Origin of the sequence: Actinomycetospora chlora (genome assembly GCF_039542135.1) — a bacterium.
GTDB classification, from domain to species: domain Bacteria; phylum Actinomycetota; class Actinomycetes; order Mycobacteriales; family Pseudonocardiaceae; genus Actinomycetospora; species Actinomycetospora chlora.
The window spans coordinates 40,040-58,448 of sequence record NZ_BAABHO010000007.1 but is presented as its reverse complement, the minus strand read 5'-3'; the positions used below and the strand labels follow the sequence as shown (position 1 = coordinate 58,448).

Here is an 18,409-nt window from a genome sequence, read left to right as displayed (position 1 = left end):
CAGACCAACCAGGGCGGAATCTGCCGCAGCACCAACTACTGCCCACCCGGGCAGACCAACCAGGGCGGAATCTGCCGCAGCACCAACTACTGCCCACCCGGGCAGACCAACCAGGGCGGAATCTGCCGCAGCCCTGCTCTAGCGACAACGACAACGTCCTCGGTCTACGGCCTACGGTTCGACTAGCGATCACGACCGACCGCCGCCGCATCCTAGGTGCTCGACCGATTCCGCTTCTACCGGGCGGTCAGTCCCGAGGCAATCAGGCGGTCTCGCTCGTCGCTGGCGTGCTGGTAGTTCAGTGCTGCCCGCATCGAGGCGTGGCCCGTGCGCCGCATCAGCTCCCGGGTGCCGGCACCCGAGATCGCCGCGAGGTGGTTGCCCGTGTGCCTCAGGTCGTGGAAAAGAACCCGGCCGGTCGTCCGACATGACGACGGTCGTCGTCCATGCCGTCTCCCGATCGGCGTCACCCGAGGTCACCGGACCTGAGAGTCCTTCGCCACCGGCACGTGACGGGCCAGGAAAGCGAGCTGGTCGGTGACGGCAGCGTCGAAGTCCTCGCCGAGGTAGATGTCGAAGTGCCCCGTGTCGTACCGCCGGATCTCACCTCTCGGCGCCCGAGAGGCGAAGCGCACGGTCGCGTCCGGGGGCGCGAGGTTGTCGCGATCGGCGACACAGAAGAGGATCGGGCACGCAACGTCGCCGGCAGCCCGCCCAGGTCTCGCGACGGGGATCGTCAGCGCGACGCGGGCCGGGACGTCGTTGGGGTAATCGGCCTCGTCGATCCCCGAGGCCGCCAGCAACGCGAGCAGGCTCTGCATGTCCTCGGTGGAGGACATGAGCCCGATCTCGCCGGGGCGGGCCCCGGCCTTGATCCGCACCGGCTCACGGCCGCGCACCTGCGCGAGCAGGTCCCTCGCGCCGGCGGCGACCAGCGCCAGGGTCTGGCGCACCGGGAGCTGGCGTACCGAGGCGATGCCGTCGAGGAACGGAGCCTGGGCGATCGCTGCCGCGATCCGCGGGTCCCGCGCCGCAGTCGCGACGACGTGGCCGCCGGCGAAGGACGTGCCCCAGACGACGACCTCGTTCGGGTCGACCTCCGGCAGGGTGCGGGCGAACGTCACGGCCGCCTGCCAGTCCTGCCGCTGGCTCGTGATGCTGAGCAGCTCGCGCGGCTCGCCCCCGCTGTCGCCGAAGTAGCGGTAGTCGAAGACCAGGCAGGCGTAGCCGGCTGCCGTAAACCGGTCCGCGTAGGCGGAGAGGCGGAGAGCCTTGACCGCTCCCAGGCCGTGCGCCATGACGATCACCGGGACCGGTGCGGCCGACGAGGCGCCGGCGGGCAGATAGAGCCAGGCGTGGCAACGGTCGGCTCCGGAGTCGAACCAGACGTCACGGCGTGGCGAGGTGGTCTCGTCGAGCACGGCGGCGGGCCTCCTGGTGGTGCGCGCCTTCGCGAGCGGCGCAGTCTTGCATGACGTTCAAGACGCTAGTTGGGTCTTGAACGCCGTGCAAGATACGATGGTGTGTGCCCCGTAACCGTCGACCACGTGATCGCGAGGCGAAGTCCGCCGAGATCATCGAGGCGGCCGCGACGCTGTTCGCACAGGTCGGGTTCGACAAGACCTCGATGGCGAGCGTGGCCCGATCCGCCGGGATCACCACCACGACCATCTACTGGTACTTCCAGGACAAGGAGGCCTTGCTGGTCGCGGTCCTCGACCACCTCCTCGCCGAGATGCTGCAGGGCCTCCAGGCCCAGGCCGCCCACTCGTGGACCGACCGGCTGCTCTGGGTGGTCGAACGCCTCCAGGAGCACAGCAAACTCGTGACGGCCGTCCACGCCCTCTCCGCCACCTCCCCCACGGTGGCGACCTGGCACTCCGCCTTCCACGAGCTGACAGACGCCCTGCTCGCCGAGGAACTGCGGCAGTCCGGTGTCGACGCGGCGCAGATTCCCGCGATGGCGCGCCTGGGCGTCTTCACGATCGAAGGTCTGCTGATGCACCCCCTGCCGCGCGACGAACAGCGCGCCGTGCTCGAGGTGCTCTCCGCCCGGCCCTGAGAGCGTCGAGCCGCATCCCCTTCCACGACGTCGCGGCCGGGCGGCCCGCAGTCGCCAGGCAGCACCGATCACGATTCCCCCGCCGCGTCGTCAGTTCTGCCGGCACCTCGCGGGAAGGATCGATGACCATGACCGACGGCAGCACGATCGGCGCGGACGAGACCGCGTTCATCACGGCGGTCCGCGCCGGCGACCCGGAGCGGTTCACGCAGCTCACCGAGCGCTACCGGCGTGAGCTGCAGGTGCACTGCTACCGGATGCTCGCGAACTACGACGACGCCCAGGACCTCACGCAGGAGACCTTCCTGCGGGTGTGGCACAAGCGGGAGACCTTCGGGGGCCGCGCCACGTTGCGCACCTGGATGCACCGGATCGCGACGAACGCGTGCCTCGACTTCCTCGCGAAGCGCCGCGACCGGTCCCCCGTGCCCTCCGGGCTGCCCGACGCCGTCTCGGAGGTGCCGTACCTGCAGCCCTACCCCGACCGGATGCTCCCCGAGGACCCGCAGGAATCGGTGGTGGCGCGGGAGACGGTCGAGCTCGCCTTCGTCGTCGCGGTGCAGCACCTGCCGCCCCGCCAGCGGGCGGTCCTGATCCTGCGCGACGTCCTCGGGTGGCCGGCGCCGACGGTCGCGGCCGCCCTCGAGCTGACCGTCGCGTCGGTGACCAGCGCGCTGGCGCGGGCGCGCGCCACGATGCGGGAGCACCTCTCCCACCGCCGCCTCGACTGGCGCAGCCCCGCCGCTCGCGAGCTGTCGGACGACGAGCGCGACGTGCTGAGGTCCTACATCGAGGCCCACGAGCGCAACGACCTCGCCGGCCTCACGGCGCTGCTGCGCGACGACCTGCGGTTCACGATGCTGCCGGGCTCCGGCACCACGACCGTGGGGGCCCGCGACGCCGTGGAGGGCTGGGTCGCCGGCGGGCTCTTCGGACCGGGCTACGACGACTGGCGAGGTCTCGCCACGACGGTCAACCGCATGCCCGCGGCCGCGCTCTACGTCCGCACCGACGGCGGCACGGAGCACCGCCTGCTGAACATCGCGGTGCTCCGCATCGCCGCCGGCGAGATCACCGAGCTCACCGGGTTCGACGCCACCGACAAGCCGTGGCTGGGCCTCCCCCCGACGCTGTGACCGCCGGAGGGAGGCCCGTCGTCACCGCGTCCGGTACCGGGTCAGCACGACACCGCCGGGGAACGTCCCCGTCTCCACCAGGTCAAGCTCCACCCAGCGGTCCAGCTCCGCAAAGAACGGCGTGCCGCCGCCCACCACCACCGGGTGGGTGACGACCGTGAGCTCGTCGATCAGCCCGGCCCGCATCGCCGCCCGGCCGAGGCCCGTGCCACCGACCCGCATCGGCCCACCGTCACCGTCCTTGAGCCGGGCGATCTCCGCCACCGCGTCACCGCGGACCAGGCGGGCCCCGTCGACCTCGTCGAGGGTCGAGGAGAACACCACCTTCGGGGTGTCCCGCCAGTTGCGGGCAAACTCGACCTGCGCCGGGGTGGCGCCCGGCTGCTGGTCGCCGGTCGGCCAGTAGGAGCTCATGGTCTCCCACAGCCTGCGCCCGTAGAGCAGCACGCTGATCGCCTTCTCCTGGGCGAGCCACCACGCGAAGAGCTCCTCGCTCGGCGCGCTCCAGCCGTGGTCGTCGCCGTGTGCCGCGACGTAGCCGTCCAGGGTCACGTTCATGCCGTAGATCAGTTCCCGCACCGTGCCGTCCTCCTCGTGTCGATCCCGGAGAGACAGACGGGCGCGGCGCGGGAACCTGATCGGTGCGCGGGGGCGCGGCCCTACTTGGCCGTGCAGCCACCGTCCATCACGAGGGTCTGGCCGGTCATGTAGTCCGAGGCCGCCGAGGCCAGGAACAGCGCGGGCCCGCGGATCTCGGCGGCCTCGGCGACGCGGCCCATCGGCGTGAAGGCGGTGATCGCCGAGACGAAGTCGGGGTCGTCGTAGGCCCCGCCGGCCAGGCGGGTGCGGTAGAAGCCGGGGCACAGGGCGTTGACCTGGATGTTCGCGGTCGCGTACTCGAGGCCGAGCTCGCGCGTCAGGTTGACGACCGCGCCCTTGGCGGCGTTGTAGGCGGGGATCGGGAAGACGCTCGACGCGCCCGTCAGGCCCCACATGGACGCGACGGTGATGATCTTCCCGTTGCCCTGCTGCACCATGACCCCGAGGGCTTCCCGACACGAGTAGAAGACCCCGTGCAGGTCCACGTCCAGCACCTGGTGCCAGTCGGCGGTGCGGAACTGGTGGACCGGCGCCGGGTTCGGGTCGGCGATCCCGGCGTTGGCGAACAGGACGTCGAGACGTCCGAGCTCGCGCACCGTGGTGTCCACCATCGCCGCGACCGCGGCCTCGTCGGACACGTCGCAGGTGATCGCCGCCGCGCGTCGGCCGAGCCCCTCCACCCGCGCGGCCGTGGCGGCGGCGGCGCCCTCGTCGAGGTCGGCGCACGCGACGTCGGCGCCGGCCTGCGCCAGCACCTCGCAGAACTCGATCCCCAGCCCGCTCCCCGCTCCGGTGACGAGGGCGACGGAGCCGGACAGGTCGAACGGCGCTGGATAGGACATCGAGGCCTCCTCGGGCGACGTCACGTGACCTGGCCACCGTGACGTGACGACGCGCCGCCCCGTCAGCGTGAGATCACCCCAACCCCGCCGCGGGGGTACGCGGGTAGCGGCGCCGGCCTCAGGGCGCGGCGACGACGAGGAGCGAGTTGCCGTCCGGGTCCCGCAGCCGGAACTGCACCGGGACGCCGGCGAGCGGCGCCCCGCTCCACCAGACCACCTCGCCCGGCGGCAGGGGCTCCTCGTCGACCTCGAGCCCGGACGCGCGGAGGCCGGCCAGGTCGGCGAGGACGTCGGCGCTGAACAGCACGATGCCGGTCTCGACCCCGGCCGGGCGCTCGGGCCGGGCGAGGACGAGGCAGAGGTTGGCGCTGCCCTCGGCCGGGGACACCTCGAGCCACCGTTCCCCGGTGGGGTACCGGACGTCGTTGACCTCCTCCATGCCGAGGGTGTCGACGTAGAAGCGGAGCGCGGCCTCCTGGTCCCTCACCGGGACCACGATCGTCGCCACCCGCCCGAGCTGCGGTCGATGCTGGGTCATGAGGGGTGGGACTCCCCGCGCGGACGGAACTCATCGGTCGGCCGCCGATGGTATTGACCCAGGACTGCGCCGTAGCGCTACCGTACCGGCATGGCCTTCGCCGTCGCCCTCCCCATCGCCGACCGCCGCGCCGCGCACGACTTCTACCGCGCCGCCTTCGACCTGCAGCCGATCGGCGAGCTCGCCGACGACGGGCTCCCCGAGCCGCTGCAGTTCGTCCTCGCCCCCGGCGCGATGCTGGTCCTCGTGCCCACCGGTGGCTTCGGGTGGGTCACCGCCGACCACGACGTGGCCGCGCCGGGCACCAGCGAGTGCCTCCTCAACCGCCTCGTCGGCTCGCCGGCCGAGGTCGACGCGCTGACCGAGCGCGCGCGGGCGGCGGGCGCGGTGGTCAAGGTCGAGCCCGGCGACCCGGGCTGGGGCCACCAGAGCACGGTCGCCGACCCCGACGGCCACCTCTGGCTGATCCAGGTCGACCCCGGCCGGTGACCGGTCACGTCGCCACGGGCACCGGGACCGGCACGCCGAACCAGCGCCGCACCGCGGCGTCCAGCGACGCCTGGTCGTCGCCGACCCAGGCGACGTAGCCGTCGGGACGCAGCAGCAGCGCGGGGACGTCGATCCCGGCGGTGGCGTCGACGACGTGGTCGACGCGGTCGGACCACCCGGCCACCGACAGCTCGCCGGTGCGGTCGAGCAGCAGCCCGCGGCCGTCGTGGAGCAGCGCGTAGAGCCGCCCGGCGCCCACGGCGACGTCCCGCTGTCGGCGCCCGACGAGGGGGTGGTCGCCGCCGAGGTCGTAGCGCACGCCGAGGCCGACGATCTTCTCGGTGAGGTGGCGGTTGACGTCCTCGAACTCCATCAGCTCCGCGACCAGGCGGCGCACCGCCATCGCGCCGGGCTCGGAGGACATCAGCACCATCTGGGCGCGCGTGTTGTCCAGGACCTCGGCCGCCACCGGGTGCCGCTCCGCCTCGTAGCTGTCGAGCAGGCCGTCCGGCGCCCACCCGTCGACGACGGCCGCGAGCTTCCAGCCCAGGTTGACCGCGTCCTGCACGCCGAGGTTGAGCCCCTGGCCGCCGGCCGGCGGGTGGACGTGGGCGGCGTCCCCGGCGAGCAGCACGCGCCCGACGCGGTAGCGCTCGGCCTGGCGGGTGGCGTCGCCGAACCGCGACATCCAGCGCGGGGAGTGCACGCCGAAGTCGGTGCCCGCGACCGCCCACAGGCGCTCCCGGAACTCGTCGAGGGTCGGGGGCACCGCACGGTCGGTGACCTCCGCGGCCGGCACGACGACACGCCACGTGTCGCCCATCGGCCCCACCCCGAAGCGGCGCTCGGTCTGCCGGACCTCCGCGACGCGGGCGGCCACCTCCTCCCGGGGCGCGGCCACCTCCATCTCCCCCAGCAGCGTCTCGTGCCGGGCCGGTTCGCCCGGGAAGCCGACGCCGATCAGCTTGCGCACCGTGCTGCGCCCGCCGTCGCAGCCGACCAGCCACGCCGCGCGGACCGACGTGCCGTCGTCCAGCGCCACGGTGACACCGTCGTCGTCCTGGTCGAGGCCCGTCACCGCGACCCCGCGCCGAATCTCGGCGCCGAGCTCGGCGGCGCGCTCGGTCAGGAGCCGCTCGGTGACCGGCTGCGGGATGCCGAGTACGTAGCCGTGCGCGGTGTCGAGTTCGGGAGCCGACTTCGGGATCCCGGCGAAGAACCCGCCGACCGGGTGCTCGGTGCCGCGGGCGAGGAAGCGGTCCAGGAGACCGCGCTGGTCGAGGATCTCGATGCTGCGCACGTGCATGCCGAGCGAGCGGACGTAGGGGGCGGGCTCGGCGTCCCGCTCGAGCACGAGCACGCGGACGCCGTGCAGCCGCAGCTCGGCGGCCAGCACGGTGCCGGTGGGCCCGGCACCGACGACGACGACATCGGGACCGGGGCCGGGATCGGATTGCCCAGAAAACGTCATGCAGTTCCTTCGAGAATGCGCGCGGGAAAGGAGCTGCGCGATTCTGGAGGACGCCCCGGGTCTTGCCGCAAGACCCGTGCTGCGCTATACGTTGGCAGTGGCGGGGCGGCGGGATCGCCGGGCGAGACCCAGGCCGACGTACATCCCCACCAGTGCCACCACGAGCCCCACCACGGCGTGGGCCGTGAGCTGCTCGCCGAGGATCGGCACCGCCGCCAGCGCCGTCGTCGCCGGCACGAGGTTGAGCAGCGAGCTCACGTGCACCGTCGAGCGCCACCGCAGCAGCACGAACATCAGCACGAACGCCCCGGCGGAGTTGACGACGCCCAGCCAGGCGGCCGTCCACCAGCCGGGCGCGTCGGTGGGCAGCCACGCGGCGCCGAGGAACGGCATGGCGGCCGCGGTGACGAGCAACGACGTGCCCATCTGCACCGCGACGCTCGTGGCGACGGGCGTGTCGTCGTTGTAGCGCTTCTGGTAGAGCGTGCCGGCCGCCATCGAGAGCGCGCCGAGCACCGGCAGCACGACCGTCACGCCGAGGCTCCCGCCGAGGCGGTCGGACAGGACGATGTAGACGCCGCAGGCCCCGAGGATCAGGCCGATCACCGGCGCCGCACCCAGCCGGGTGTGCAGCACCAGCGGCGTGAACAGCCCGACGAGCAGCGGCGCCATGCCGAGCACGAGGCTCGTCACCCCGGCGGTGACGCCGGCGGCGAGGCCCGAGTAGCAGAAGGCGAACTGCCCGACCTGCAGCAGCAGGGCCGTCACGGCCAGGTGGCCCCACGCCCGTCCCCGGGGCAGGGCCGGCCGCATCACGACGACCACGACCAGCACCACGACCAGGGCGATGAGGAACCGCCACAGCAGCACCGTCGGCACCGCCATGTGCGTGGTGGCGATCTTGCCGGCGATGAACCCGGACGCGTAGACGGGCACGAACAGGGCGCTCAGCGCCGGCACCAGCCAGGTCCGCGCCGGCCCCGCGACGCCGGTCGGCTCCGCCGACACGACCACGGGACCGGCGCGCCTGTCACGGAGCATGGCCCCCAGTCCATAGCACCGCTAACGACAACGCAAACGGTCGCCCGTCACACTCCGCGGTCTACAGGGCCGCGTACAGCGCCGACTCGAAGTCGCCGTAGAGCTTCCACGCCTCGTGCTCGGAGATGAACGGCAGCGAGTTCGTGTAGATCGACGCGCAGATGCCCGTCGTGCGGTCGATCCAGAAGTGGGTGTTGAGCAGCCCGGCCCACGCACCGCTCCACGCCCGCCGCCGGCCGGGGACGTCCTCGGTGTTGAGCAGCAGGCCGTAGCCCCAGGTCCAGCCGGGGCCGAGGTGGAGCACGTCGGTGGTCGCCGGGTCGGCGGAGGCGATCTCCTCGGGGAACGGGATGCCGCCGAGCTGGTCGGAGAAGGCCGCGTCGACCGTCTCCTGCGCCAGGATCCGCGTCCCGTCGAGCTCGCCGCCCCGCAGCAGCGCGCGCTCGAAGCGGATGTAGTCCCGCGGCGTCGAGTGCAGGCCGTGGCCGCCCGGCCACCACTCCGGCTCGTCCGGGAGGAAGTTCCCCACGGACATCCACGCGCCGTCCTCTCCCCGCACGTGCACCGGCGTCTTGTTGCCCTGACGGGCGTCGTCGAGGGCGAACATGGTGTCGTCCATCCCGAGCGGGCCCAGGACGTTCTCCTTGAGGACGACGTCGAGCGTCGTGCCGGCGACGGCCTCGACGACCTGGCCGAGCCAGTCGGTGTTGATGCCGTACTCGAACCGGGTGCCGGGGTCGGCCACCATCGGGGCCCCCAGCGCCCTCTTGTCCCCCGGCACGACGTTCGGCAGGCCGGTGAGCTGCTCGTACCGTCCGATGTCCGCGTTGAAGAACCAGTAGCCCAGGCCCGACGTGTGGGTGACGAGGTGGCGCACGGTCGCGCGGCTCGCCGGTGCGCGGAGCCGCGGGGTGTCGCCGTCGAACCCCTCGAGCACCTGGATGTCGGCGAAGGCCGGCGCGTAGGTGTCGACGGGGGCGTCGAGGTCGAGCTGGCCCCGCTCCACCTGCTGCAGCGCGGCGGTCGTGACGACCATCTTGGTCATCGACATGATCCGGAAGTGCGTGCTCGTCGAGACCTGGTCGTCCTCGCCGACGGCACGCGGCCCGGCGGCACCCTCGTAGAACACGCCGTCGGCGTCGGCCGCGATCGCCGCGACGTGCGGCACGTCGCCGACGTCCACCGCGGCCTGCAGCACCCCGTCGATGGCCGAGCCGTCGATCGTCCTGCTCACGGAACCTCCTCGGCCGGGCCCGCGGCCCGGGTCAGTGATCAGCACGATCAGTGTGCGCGCGGTCACACCCCCGGGTCCCTACCCGAGCGGTCAGGCTCGGTGTCGGACCTGTCTGCGACGGTGGACCGAACCGGACGAAGGAGGCGGCGTGGGGTGGAACGCGCGGTTGCGCGAGCAGGCCGACTGGCAGTGGCACCGCTACCTGCGCCCCCGCCTGGACGCTCTCACCGACGAGCAGTACCTCTGGGAGCCCGCGCCCGGCGCCTGGAGCGTGCGGCTGCGTGCGGAGGCCACGACGCCGATGGCCGCCGGCGCGGGTGACCTGGTCATCGACTTCGCGTACCCGGAGCCCGACCCACCGCCGGTCACGACCGTCGCCTGGCGGCTGGGGCACATCATCGTCGGCGTGCTCGCGATGCGGGTGGCCGGCCACTTCGGCGGCCCGCCGGTCGACTACGGCAGCCACCGCTACGCCGCGACGGCCCGCGAGGCCCTCGCCCAGCTCGACGCGGCCTACGGGGCGTGGAGCGACGGGGTGCGCAGCCTCGGCGAGGAGGGTCTCGAACGGCCCTGCGGGCCGAGCGAGGGTCCGTTCGCGGACGAGCCGATGGCCGTGCTCGTGCTGCACATCAACCGCGAGCTGCTCCACCACGGGGCGGAGATCTGCCTGCTGCTCGACCTCCACCGATCCCGCTCCGCCTGACCGTGCGGGCGACCGGGTAGCCGCAACGATGGCTGACACCCGCAACGGACCCGAGCTGCACCCGATGACCGAGGAGCTGGCCACCACGGGCCGCAACTTCGCCTCGGTGTCCACGATCCTGCCCAGCGGTCTGATCCAGACGCAGATCCTGTGGGTGGGGGTGAAGGACGGATCGTTGGTGATCAACACCGAGACCCACCGGAAGCGCTACGAGAACATCCAGAAGGACGAGCGGATCACGGTGCTCATCCGCGACGAGTCCGACCCCTACCGCTACGCCGAGGTCCGCGGCCGTGTCGGGCGCACTACCACCGGCGACGAGGCCCGCGAGCACATCGACGAGCTCGCCCAGCGCTACACCGGCGGCGACTACCCGCCCGAGGCCATCAAGAGCGAGCGCGTGATCCTCTGGATCACCCCGGAGCGCCAGACGATCGTCGACCAGAACCTCGACACGAGCGACTGACCGCCGGGCCCGGCGTGGCGACCGGGCGGGGCCCGGGTCACGCCGGGCCCCTCCGGCATCATGGGCCGCGATGGCCATCGGGACGGCGGACGTGACAGCGACGACGGGGACCCCCGACGACCCGGACGACCCCGCTCCCGCCGCCTCCCCGCGGCCGCGGGACCGCGCGCTGATCGGCGTCGTGGCCGGGGTGCTGTCCGCGCTGCTCGTCGTCCTCGCGGCCCGGCTGCCGACCGCCGGCCCGCTCGGCGTCGAGGACAACGGCGACGGCTCCCGGCTGTTCTGCGGCGCCGGCCTGACCCCGGAGACCCTCGACGGCTTCTCGAGCTGGAAGCAGGGCTGGGTGTCGAGCTACGCGGTCGGCCCCCCGACCTGCGCGGACCCGGTGCCCTCCTCGGCGCTGGTGATCGCGCGGGCGACGACGTCGTGGGTGTCGGGCACCTGGTCCCCCACCGTGCTCGGCTGGACCTACGCCGTGCTCGTCGGTCTCGCGGTGGGGCTCGGCGCCTGGGCGGCGTCGGCGGCGGGTCGCCGTCGCGCGCTCGTCGTCGCCGTCCCGGTGCTCCCGCTGGCCGCCGCGACCTTCACCCGCTTCGTCGTCTCGACCTACAGCGAGCCCGCCGGGCTGCTGGGGGCGGTCACGGCGGCGGTCGGCGTGGCCGCCGTCCTCGCCACGCGACCCGAGCACCGGGCGGCCCGGGTCGTCGCCCTCGTGCTCACGGCCGCGGGCGGCCTGGTCGCCACGACGGCGAAGGTGGCGTACGTGCCGCTGCTCGCCGCCGCGGTGCTCGTCTGCCTGGTGACCGCGGTGGGGGCGCGCCGGGCCCGCCGCGCGGGCCCGGCCCTCGCGCTGGCCGCCGTGGTCCTCGCCGCCTACCCGGTGACCGCGGCGGTCGAGCGCCAGCAGCAGTTCTACGAGTCGGTCAACGCGCACAACCTCGTCTTCACGACCGTCCTGCTCGAGCTCGGGCCCCCCGCAGCCGCCGAGCTCGGCATGCCGCCGGCGGCGGTGGCGAGGACCGGCGACGGCTACTTCAACGACGAGCCCCGGCCCGACGGGGAGGCGTGGTGGGAGGACGCGATCATCGCTCGGCCCGCCGAGACGCGTGCCGCGGCGCTCCTGCTGCTCGCCGAGCACCCGGCGGCCGCGGCCCGGGCCGTCGGGGTGGGCCTGCAGGCGACCACGTTCGCCGACCTCCACTACCTCCACGCCCTGCCGGCGCCCGCGTCGATGCTGTCGTCGACGTCGGGCGACTACGGCATGTCGGGCTCACGCCAGCCCGACCTCGCCCGGGTGCTGCACGACACCGGCCGACCGCCGTGGCTGCCCAGCGCGCTGGTGGTCGTCGCCCTGCTCGCCGCGGCCACCGCCCGGTGGCAGGGCCGCGCGGGGCGCTGGTCGCTCGCCGCCGGCCTCGCCGCGGGCACGGCGCTGGCCCTCGTGGTCGTCGCCGTGGCGGGCGACGGCTACTTCGAGGTGTTCAAGCACGTCTGGCTCGCGGCGTACCTGCTCGCGCTGTCCGGGCTCTCCCTGGTCGGCGCCGTCGTCACGGGTCTCGCCGGTCTGTGGGCGAGGCGGCGGGGGTAGGAAGGAGCCCGTGCGCGCATACGGGTTCCACCAGGCCGGCGGTCGCGACCAGGAGGCGTTCCTCGACGTCCCGGTGCCCGAGCCGGGCAGCGGCGAGCTGCTCGTGCGGGTGCGGGCGTCCGGGGTGAACCCGGGCGACTGGCGCCTGCGCAACGGCGAGTACGGCACCGTCGGCCCGGCGGTGCTGGGCCGCGAGGTCGCCGGCACGGTCGTCGCCGTGGGCGACGACGTCACGGGTGTGGCGCCCGGCGACGAGGTCTTCGGCGGGTGCCCGGGCATGGTCGGTGGCTGGGCCGAGCAGGCGATCGTCACCGCGTCGTTCGCCGCGCATCGCCCGGACGCGGTGTCCGCGGTCGACGCCGCGGCGCTGCCCGTCGCCGCCGGGACCGCCTTCGACGCCCTCGACGCCCTCGACCTGCCCGCCGGCGCCACCCTGCTCGTCAACGGTGCCGGCGGCGGCGTCGGGATCCCGACCGTCCAGCTCGCCCGGGCGCGCGGCCTGCGCGTCGTCGGCACGGCGAGCGCGGCCAAGCAGGACCTGCTCGCCGAGCTCGGGGCGGTCCCGGTGACCGGGGGCGACGGCGTCGCCGACCGGGTCCGGCAGGTGATCGACCGCGTCGACGGCGTGTTCGACCTCGTCGGCGGCGACGCGCTGCGGGCGGTGGCCCCGCTGACCGCCCCCGGCCACCTGTTCTCCGTCGCCGACAAGCCCTTGGTCGCCGAGCTCGGCGGGCGCGACGTCCCGCGCGACCGCAGCACCCGGGTGCTCGACGCCCTCGCCGCGCTGGTGGCGTCGGGGGACCTCGACCCGTGGGTGCGCACGGTGCTGCCGTTCGACCGCGCCGGCGAGGCGCTGGCGCAGGTCGAGGACGGTCACACCCTCGGGAAGGTCGTCCTGACGATGCCGTGACCGGCGCTACTCCCGCTCGGCGTCCTCCGGGGCGTCCTCCGGGGCGTTCTCCGGGGTGGCCGAGCGGTCGCGGGGCGCCAGGCGCCGCAGCACGTGGTAGCCGACGATGACGACGATCGAGCCCAGCGCGATCCCCGACAGCGACCCGCCGCCGATCTTCAGCGCCACGTCGCCGATGCCGATGACGATGCCCGCGGCCAGCGGCACGAGGACCTCGGGGCGGGAGAAGTCGACGCGGTTCTCCACCCAGATGCGGGCACCGAGCAGGCCGATCATCCCGTAGAGCACCACGGTGATGCCGCCGAGCACGCCGCCGGGCGTGGCCGCGACGACCGCGCCGAACTTGGGGCAGAAGCCGATGAGCACCGCGACCAGCGCCGCGACCCAGTACGCGGCGGTCGAGTAGACCCGGGTCGCGGCCATGACGCCGATGTTCTCGGCGTACGTGGTGGTGGGCGAGCCGCCGACCCCGCCGGCCACGGCCGTCGCGATGCCGTCGGCGGCCAGGGCGCGGCCGAGGTACGGGTCGAGGTCCTCGCCGGTCATCGTCGCGACGCCCTTGACGTGCCCGGTGTTCTCGGCGATCAGCGCGATCGCCACCGGCACCACCAGCAGGATCGCCGACGCGCTGAACGCCGGCAGGTGCAGCCCGGGCGCCTCGGGCGTGCCGAGCGGCAGCCCGATCCACGGTGCGTCACCCACGCCGGAGAGGTCGACGCGCAGGTGTGTCGACACCGTGCCCGAGGCGTCGGGCGCGGTGATCGGGCCGAGCACGACGTCGAGCAGCAGCGACAGCAGGAAGCCGACCACCAGCCCGACCAGCACGCCGAGGCGCGAGAGCATCCCGCGCCCGGCGACGGCGGTGAGCATGACGACCACCATCGTCACCAGCGCCACGCCCTCGTCCTGGGGCCAGTAGGTGCCGGCGACGACCGGGGCGAGGTTGAAGCCGATCAGCATGACGACCGCGCCGGTCACGGCCGGCGGCAGCACCGCGGACACCGTGCGGCCGCCGCCGAGGTGCACGGCGAGCCCGACGAGGGCGACGACCACCCCGCACACCGCGATCGCGCCGGTGACCTCGGCACTCGTGCCGCCGTCGGCGCGGACCGCGGCCACGACGCCGACGAACGACGCGCTGGTGCCGAGGTAGCTCGGCACCCGCCCCCGCGTCATCAGCAGGAACAGCATCGTGGCGAGCCCGGAGAGCAGGATCGCGAGGTTCGGGTCCAGCCCCATGAGGACGGGGAAGACGAACGTCGCCCCGAACATCGCCAGCACGTGCTGGGCGCCGAGCCCGACCGTGCGCCCCCACGACAGCCGCTCGTCGGGCCGCACGACCTCGCCCGGCGCCGGCGCGCGCCCGTCGCCGTGCACCGTCCATCCCCTGATCACGCGCGACAGGCTAGGGCTTCGCCACGTGAGTGATGGGGGTCGTCGTGGCGACCCACATCACTCACGTGGCGCGGCCATCCCGTCGAGCAGGAGGTTGAGGTAGCGCGGCCAGCACCGGGTGTCCCGCTCGGCGGTGACGACGGCCATGTGGACCACGACGGGCAGGTCGGCCGGCTCGAGGTCGGCGCGCACGACGCCCGCCGCCTGCCCCCGGCGCAGCAGCTCGCCGAGCGGGGCGAGCGTGCGCGCCGCGAGCTCCGGGGTGAACGCGCCCGTGGCCTTGGCCGCGGAGAGCAGCCCGCGGTGGCGCGTCACGCCGTCGACCAGGCCCTCGAGCACCCCGGTCAGCGCCGCCCACGGGTCGGCGACGCCCGCGGCGTGCGCCAGCAGCGGCTCGACGGACTCGGCGACGTAGTCCTCGAGCACCGCCGCGACGAGCTCGTCACGTCCGGCGAAGCGGCGGTAGAGCGTGGACGGCGCCACCCCCGCCCGCCGGGCGACCTCCTCCAGCGACACGTCGGGCCCGTCGGCCTCGAGCGCCGTGCGGGCGGCGGCGAGGATCGCCGCGTGGTTGCGGGCGGCGTCGGCGCGCAGCCGCCGGTCCGGGCGCAGGCCGGGACCGGACGTCGCGGACATCAGCGTCACCCCGCCCGACGCCCTCAGTCCTCCACGAGGCTCAGCGCGCCCGACGGGCACTGGGCCACGGCGTTGCGCACCTCGGTCTCCTGGTCGGCCGACGGCTGCTCCTGGAGCACCACGACGATCGCGTCGTCGTCCTGGTCGAACACGTCCTCGGCGGCGAGCACGCAGTTGCCTGCGCCGATGCACACGTCCCGGTTGGCCTCGATCTTCACGGCGTTCTCCCTCGGTGGTGGTGGGTCACCAGGTGACCGGCAGCGCGCGCAGCCCGTGCACGACGGTGGCCGAACGGAACTCGACCTCGTCGAACGGGATGTCCAGGGCCAGGGTCGGGAAACGGCGGAACAGCGCGGGGAACGCCACCGCCATCTCGGCCCGGGCCAGCGGGGCACCGAGGCAATGGTGCACCCCGTGCCCGAACGCCACGTGCGGGGCGATCTCGCGGGTGACGTCGAGGTCGTCGGGGTGGTCGACCACCGCGGGGTCGCGGTTGGCCGCGGGCAGCGAGAGCACGAGGAACTCGCCCGCCGCGACGGGCCGGCCGCCGACGGTGGTGTCCTCCCGGACCAGGCGCGGGACACCGGAGTGCACCACCGAGAGCCAGCGCAGCAGCTCCTCGATCGCCGGGGCGACGGCGCCGTCCTCGTCCCGCACGTGGGCGAGCTGGTCGGGCTCGCGCAGCAGGGCGAGCGTGCCGAGCCCGAGCATGTTGGCGGTCGTCTCGTGGCCGGCGATGAGCAGCAGCGACGCGATGCCGATCAGCTCGTCGCGGGTGATGTCGTGGCCGTGCTCGCGCACGAGCATGCCGAGCATGTCGTCGCCGGGCGCGGCCGTCGCGCGGTCGACGAGCTCGCCCATGTAGGCGCGGGACTCGGCGGCGACCCGGCCGCGCTCCTCGAGCGTCCGGCTCAGGTCGATCTGGCGGGCGGCGCGCCCCTGGAACTCGGCGCGGTCGTCGTACGGGACCCCGAGCAGCTCGCAGATGACCAGGCTGGGCACCGGCAGCGCGAAGGCGCTGACGAGGTCGGTCGGCGGGCCGGCGGCGGCCATCGCGTCGAGGTGGTCGTCGACGATCTCGGCGATGCGCGGCTCGAGGCGGCGGATGCGCTTGACGGTGAACTCGCCGGTGAGCAGGCGGCGCAGCCGGGTGTGCTCCGGCGGGTCGGTGCCGAGCAGGTTGCCGGCGCGCGGGTCGGCGCCGTCCTCACCCTCGGGAGCGGGCAGGCGCGGCAGGCCTGCGTTGGAGAAGCGCTCGGCGTCGCCGAGCACCTCGCGCACGTCGGCGTAGCGGGTCACCAGCCGGGCGTGCGCGCCGAACACCGTCCGGAACTCGGGGAGGTCGGGCTCGTCGCGCGCGGCCTGGACCTCGGGCAGCGGGGCGAAGCGGTCCCGCCGCATGTGGCGCGGGACCGGGGGCGGGCCCTGCTCGGTGGTGGTCATCGTCGCCTCCGTCGTCGTCGGGACAGGCGCGGACTCCCGCGACCGTACCCCGAAGTGGGAGCACGCTGCCGTTTCATACGGACCCCACGTCTACGGGGCGGCGCCGCCGGATACTCGTCCGGCATGACCGCACCGAACGACCCCCGCGTCGTCCTGGTCACCGGCGCCGGCCGGGGCCTGGGCGTCGAGATCGCCCGCCAGCTCGTCGACACCGGCCATAGCGCTGTGGTCGCCGCCCGCGATCCGCAGGCGGCCGCGGCGACGGCCAAGGAGCTCGGCGAGCGGGCCTGGCCGCTCACCCTCGACGTCACGTCGGCGGAGTCGGTGCAGGCCGCGGTGGAGGCCGTCGACCGGCGCCACGGCCGGCTCGACGCGCTGGTGAACAACGCGGCGATCAACTTCGACGCCGGCGCGGACCCCGTCACCGAGGACCTCGAGGTCGCCGACGGCGCGTGGCGCACCAACGTGCTCGCCCCGTGGCGCCTGACGCAGGCGTTCGCGCCGCTGCTGCGCGCCGGGCGCGAGGCCGTCGTCGTCAACGTGACCAGCGGGCTCGGGTCGCTGCAGCGCATGGGCGCGTCGTCGCCCGCCTACAGCGTCTCGAAGGCCGGGATCAACGCGCTGACCCGCGTGTTCGCCGACGCCCTGACCCGCGACGGCATCGCCGTGCACGCCGTGAGCCCGGGCTGGACGGCCACCGACATGGGCGGTGCAGGCGGGCGCCCGGTCGCCGACGGCGCGGCGGGCATCGTCGAGGTCGTCCGCTCCCCCGGCTCGTTCCCCTCCGGCTCGTTCCTCCAGGACAGCCGTCACGTCCCCTGGTGACCGCCGACGTGCGTGATCTTCCGGGCTATAGCTCGGAAGATCACGCACGTAGGTCGCCGAGGGCGCGGGCCGCGTCGACGAAGTGGGCCACGGCGGGCGAGCGGTCGGCGGAGCGCCACGCGACCTGCAGCGCGATCATCGGCACGTCGCCGGAGAGCGGGCGGAACTCGACGCCGGGCAGGCGCAGGTTCGCGTAGTACGCCGGCTGCAGCGACACCCCGAGCCCCGCCGCGACGAGCCCGAGCTGGGTCTCGATGTCCGCGCCCTCCGCGACGATCCGGGGGCTGAAGCCGTGGTCGCGGCAGTAGGCCGTGATGATGTCGAAGAACGCCCGCCCGAGCGGCCGCGGCCACAGCACGAACGGCTCGTCGGCCAGCGCCTCCGGCTGCACCTCGGTCGCCTCGACCAGCGGGTGGTCGCCGGGCAGCGCCACCAGCAGCGGCTCCGAGACGAGGTGCTCGACCGACACCGCCGCGGTGGGTGACGCCGCCCGCACCAGCCCGACGTCGAGCCGCCCGTCGGCGAGCGCCACCAGCTGCGCGGAGGTGTCCTGCTGGGAGACCTCGAGCTGCAGGTCCGGGAACGCGGCGCGCATCGCCCGCAGGATGCGCGGCGTGATCGACGCCAGCGCCGTGCCGACCGACCCGACGACGAGCAGCCCGACCGCCCCGTTCGCCGCCTGGGTCACCAGCGACTGCGCGCGCTCGGCTTCGTAGAGCACGCGCGGCGCCGCGTCGAGCAGCACCCGGCCGGCCGGGGTCAGCTCCGTCGCGCGGCTGGTGCGGTCGAACAGCGCCGCCCCGAGCGTCTTCTCCAGCGCCCGGATCTGCTGGGAGAGCGCGGGCTGGCTGACGTGCAGCCGCCGGGCCGCGCGGCTGAAGTGCAGCTCGGAGGCCACGGTGAGGAACACCCGCAGCTGCCGCAGCTCGAGATCCATGGTGCCGATCCTGCCCCCGCTCATAAGCGCGTGCTGATGACAGCAGTGGCAGCGGCGATCGCGGATCCCCACTGCTCAGCCCGACGAGCGACC

General features: G+C 74.0%; 20 protein-coding genes. 8 read left to right on the top strand and 12 right to left on the bottom strand.

The genetic code is table 11. The annotated features are described in order from the left end of the window. Positions 1-476: 476 nt before the first annotated feature. Positions 477-1,421, bottom strand: coding sequence for an alpha/beta hydrolase (locus ABD994_RS06240; RefSeq protein ID WP_345411887.1), 945 nt, complete (start codon positions 1,419-1,421; stop codon positions 477-479). 104 nt (positions 1,422-1,525) lie between these two features. On the opposite strand from ABD994_RS06240, the gene ABD994_RS06235 reads away from it, so the two are divergent. Together ABD994_RS06235 and ABD994_RS06230 are read left to right on the top strand one after the other, a co-directional pair. Beyond that, a complete protein-coding gene (locus ABD994_RS06235) occupies positions 1,526-2,062 on the top strand; it encodes a TetR/AcrR family transcriptional regulator (protein WP_345411885.1) in 537 nt (178 codons plus the stop codon). A 128-nt stretch (positions 2,063-2,190) separates the two neighbouring features. Then, positions 2,191-3,198 (top strand): RNA polymerase subunit sigma-70, encoded by a 1,008-nt coding sequence (locus ABD994_RS06230; protein WP_345411883.1) that lies wholly within the window; start codon positions 2,191-2,193, stop codon positions 3,196-3,198. 21 nt (positions 3,199-3,219) lie between these two features. On the opposite strand, the gene ABD994_RS06225 is transcribed toward ABD994_RS06230, so the two are convergent. The 3 genes from ABD994_RS06225 to ABD994_RS06215 all read right to left on the bottom strand — a co-directional run bounded on the left by ABD994_RS06225 (position 3,220) and on the right by ABD994_RS06215 (position 5,178). Next, positions 3,220-3,777 carry a dihydrofolate reductase family protein gene (locus ABD994_RS06225; protein WP_345411880.1) on the bottom strand — a complete coding sequence of 186 codons (558 nt, stop codon included), beginning with the start codon at positions 3,775-3,777 and terminating at the stop codon, positions 3,220-3,222. A gap of 80 nt (positions 3,778-3,857) precedes the next feature. Continuing rightward, positions 3,858-4,640 carry an SDR family NAD(P)-dependent oxidoreductase gene (locus tag ABD994_RS06220; protein ID WP_345411874.1) on the bottom strand — a complete coding sequence of 261 codons (783 nt, stop codon included), beginning with the start codon at positions 4,638-4,640 and terminating at the stop codon, positions 3,858-3,860. Between the two features lie 118 nt (positions 4,641-4,758). Then, entirely contained in the window at positions 4,759-5,178 is a 420-nt protein-coding gene (locus tag ABD994_RS06215) for a VOC family protein (protein WP_345411869.1), read from the bottom strand. 90 nt (positions 5,179-5,268) lie between these two features. On the opposite strand from ABD994_RS06215, the gene ABD994_RS06210 reads away from it, so the two are divergent. Continuing rightward, positions 5,269-5,667 (top strand): VOC family protein, encoded by a 399-nt coding sequence (locus ABD994_RS06210; protein WP_345411865.1) that lies wholly within the window; start codon positions 5,269-5,271, stop codon positions 5,665-5,667. 4 nt (positions 5,668-5,671) lie between these two features. Here the strand turns inward: ABD994_RS06210 and rox are convergent, their stop codons facing one another. The 3 genes from rox to ABD994_RS06195 form a co-directional block, all read right to left on the bottom strand. Beyond that, positions 5,672-7,138: a rifampin monooxygenase gene (rox, locus tag ABD994_RS06205; RefSeq protein WP_345411862.1), complete on the bottom strand. Its 1,467-nt coding sequence runs from the start codon at positions 7,136-7,138 to the stop codon at positions 5,672-5,674. An 84-nt stretch (positions 7,139-7,222) separates the two neighbouring features. After that, positions 7,223-8,179 carry a DMT family transporter gene (locus ABD994_RS06200; protein WP_345411860.1) on the bottom strand — a complete coding sequence of 319 codons (957 nt, stop codon included), beginning with the start codon at positions 8,177-8,179 and terminating at the stop codon, positions 7,223-7,225. Between the two features lie 61 nt (positions 8,180-8,240). Then, the gene (locus ABD994_RS06195) at positions 8,241-9,413 is read right to left on the bottom strand and encodes a serine hydrolase domain-containing protein (RefSeq protein WP_345411856.1); all 1,173 of its coding nucleotides are present in this window, start codon (positions 9,411-9,413) and stop codon (positions 8,241-8,243) included. A gap of 148 nt (positions 9,414-9,561) precedes the next feature. On the opposite strand from ABD994_RS06195, the gene ABD994_RS06190 reads away from it, so the two are divergent. The 4 genes from ABD994_RS06190 (at position 9,562) to ABD994_RS06175 (ending at position 13,080) form a co-directional block, all read left to right on the top strand. Next, positions 9,562-10,116: a DinB family protein gene (locus ABD994_RS06190; RefSeq protein ID WP_345411853.1), complete on the top strand. Its 555-nt coding sequence runs from the start codon at positions 9,562-9,564 to the stop codon at positions 10,114-10,116. A 28-nt stretch (positions 10,117-10,144) separates the two neighbouring features. Beyond that, positions 10,145-10,582: a TIGR03618 family F420-dependent PPOX class oxidoreductase gene (locus tag ABD994_RS06185; RefSeq protein WP_345411851.1), complete on the top strand. Its 438-nt coding sequence runs from the start codon at positions 10,145-10,147 to the stop codon at positions 10,580-10,582. Between the two features lie 70 nt (positions 10,583-10,652). Next, complete coding sequence (wsfD, locus tag ABD994_RS06180) at positions 10,653-12,170, top strand: glycan biosynthesis hexose transferase WsfD (protein WP_345411849.1); 1,518 nt, start codon at positions 10,653-10,655, stop codon at positions 12,168-12,170. Between the two features lie 10 nt (positions 12,171-12,180). Beyond that, on the top strand, positions 12,181-13,080 hold the full coding sequence (locus tag ABD994_RS06175; protein ID WP_345411847.1) for an NADP-dependent oxidoreductase: 900 nt from the start codon (positions 12,181-12,183) through the stop codon (positions 13,078-13,080). Positions 13,081-13,086: 6 nt separating this feature from the next. Here ABD994_RS06175 and ABD994_RS06170 read toward each other — a convergent pair whose 3' ends face one another. From ABD994_RS06170 to ABD994_RS06155, 4 genes are read right to left on the bottom strand one after another with little or no spacing between them, the layout of a single operon-like run. Then, positions 13,087-14,484, bottom strand: coding sequence for a uracil-xanthine permease family protein (locus ABD994_RS06170; RefSeq protein ID WP_345412104.1), 1,398 nt, complete (start codon positions 14,482-14,484; stop codon positions 13,087-13,089). 48 nt (positions 14,485-14,532) lie between these two features. Beyond that, positions 14,533-15,111 (bottom strand): TetR/AcrR family transcriptional regulator, encoded by a 579-nt coding sequence (locus ABD994_RS06165; RefSeq protein WP_345411845.1) that lies wholly within the window; start codon positions 15,109-15,111, stop codon positions 14,533-14,535. A 23-nt stretch (positions 15,112-15,134) separates the two neighbouring features. After that, entirely contained in the window at positions 15,135-15,329 is a 195-nt protein-coding gene (locus ABD994_RS06160) for a ferredoxin (RefSeq protein ID WP_345411843.1), read from the bottom strand. 25 nt (positions 15,330-15,354) lie between these two features. Beyond that, the gene (locus tag ABD994_RS06155; RefSeq protein ID WP_345411840.1) at positions 15,355-16,554 is read right to left on the bottom strand and encodes a cytochrome P450; all 1,200 of its coding nucleotides are present in this window, start codon (positions 16,552-16,554) and stop codon (positions 15,355-15,357) included. A gap of 123 nt (positions 16,555-16,677) precedes the next feature. On the opposite strand from ABD994_RS06155, the gene ABD994_RS06150 reads away from it, so the two are divergent. Beyond that, a complete protein-coding gene (locus ABD994_RS06150; RefSeq protein WP_345411838.1) occupies positions 16,678-17,379 on the top strand; it encodes an SDR family NAD(P)-dependent oxidoreductase in 702 nt (233 codons plus the stop codon). Between the two features lie 40 nt (positions 17,380-17,419). On the opposite strand, the gene ABD994_RS06145 is transcribed toward ABD994_RS06150, so the two are convergent. Then, positions 17,420-18,316, bottom strand: a complete 897-nt coding sequence (locus tag ABD994_RS06145; RefSeq protein ID WP_345411835.1) for a LysR substrate-binding domain-containing protein — start codon at positions 18,314-18,316, stop codon at positions 17,420-17,422. Positions 18,317-18,409 lie beyond the last annotated feature (93 nt).

Bases quoted from the DNA above. Each gene is read 5' to 3' on its own strand.
- ABD994_RS06150 (WP_345411838.1), top strand. From the start codon at position 16,678: ATGACCGCACCGAACGACCCCCGCGTCGTCCTGGTCACCGGCGCCGGC.
- ABD994_RS06220 (WP_345411874.1), bottom strand. From the start codon at position 4,640: ATGTCCTATCCAGCGCCGTTCGACCTGTCCGGCTCCGTCGCCCTCGTC.
- ABD994_RS06230 (WP_345411883.1), top strand. From the start codon at position 2,191: ATGACCGACGGCAGCACGATCGGCGCGGACGAGACCGCGTTCATCACG.
- rox (WP_345411862.1), bottom strand. From the start codon at position 7,138: ATGACGTTTTCTGGGCAATCCGATCCCGGCCCCGGTCCCGATGTCGTC.
- ABD994_RS06215 (WP_345411869.1), bottom strand. From the start codon at position 5,178: ATGACCCAGCATCGACCGCAGCTCGGGCGGGTGGCGACGATCGTGGTC.
- wsfD (WP_345411849.1), top strand. From the start codon at position 10,653: ATGGCCATCGGGACGGCGGACGTGACAGCGACGACGGGGACCCCCGAC.
- ABD994_RS06185 (WP_345411851.1), top strand. From the start codon at position 10,145: ATGGCTGACACCCGCAACGGACCCGAGCTGCACCCGATGACCGAGGAG.
- ABD994_RS06210 (WP_345411865.1), top strand. From the start codon at position 5,269: ATGGCCTTCGCCGTCGCCCTCCCCATCGCCGACCGCCGCGCCGCGCAC.
- ABD994_RS06155 (WP_345411840.1), bottom strand. From the start codon at position 16,554: ATGACCACCACCGAGCAGGGCCCGCCCCCGGTCCCGCGCCACATGCGG.
- ABD994_RS06200 (WP_345411860.1), bottom strand. From the start codon at position 8,179: ATGCTCCGTGACAGGCGCGCCGGTCCCGTGGTCGTGTCGGCGGAGCCG.
- ABD994_RS06165 (WP_345411845.1), bottom strand. From the start codon at position 15,111: ATGTCCGCGACGTCCGGTCCCGGCCTGCGCCCGGACCGGCGGCTGCGC.
- ABD994_RS06145 (WP_345411835.1), bottom strand. From the start codon at position 18,316: ATGGATCTCGAGCTGCGGCAGCTGCGGGTGTTCCTCACCGTGGCCTCC.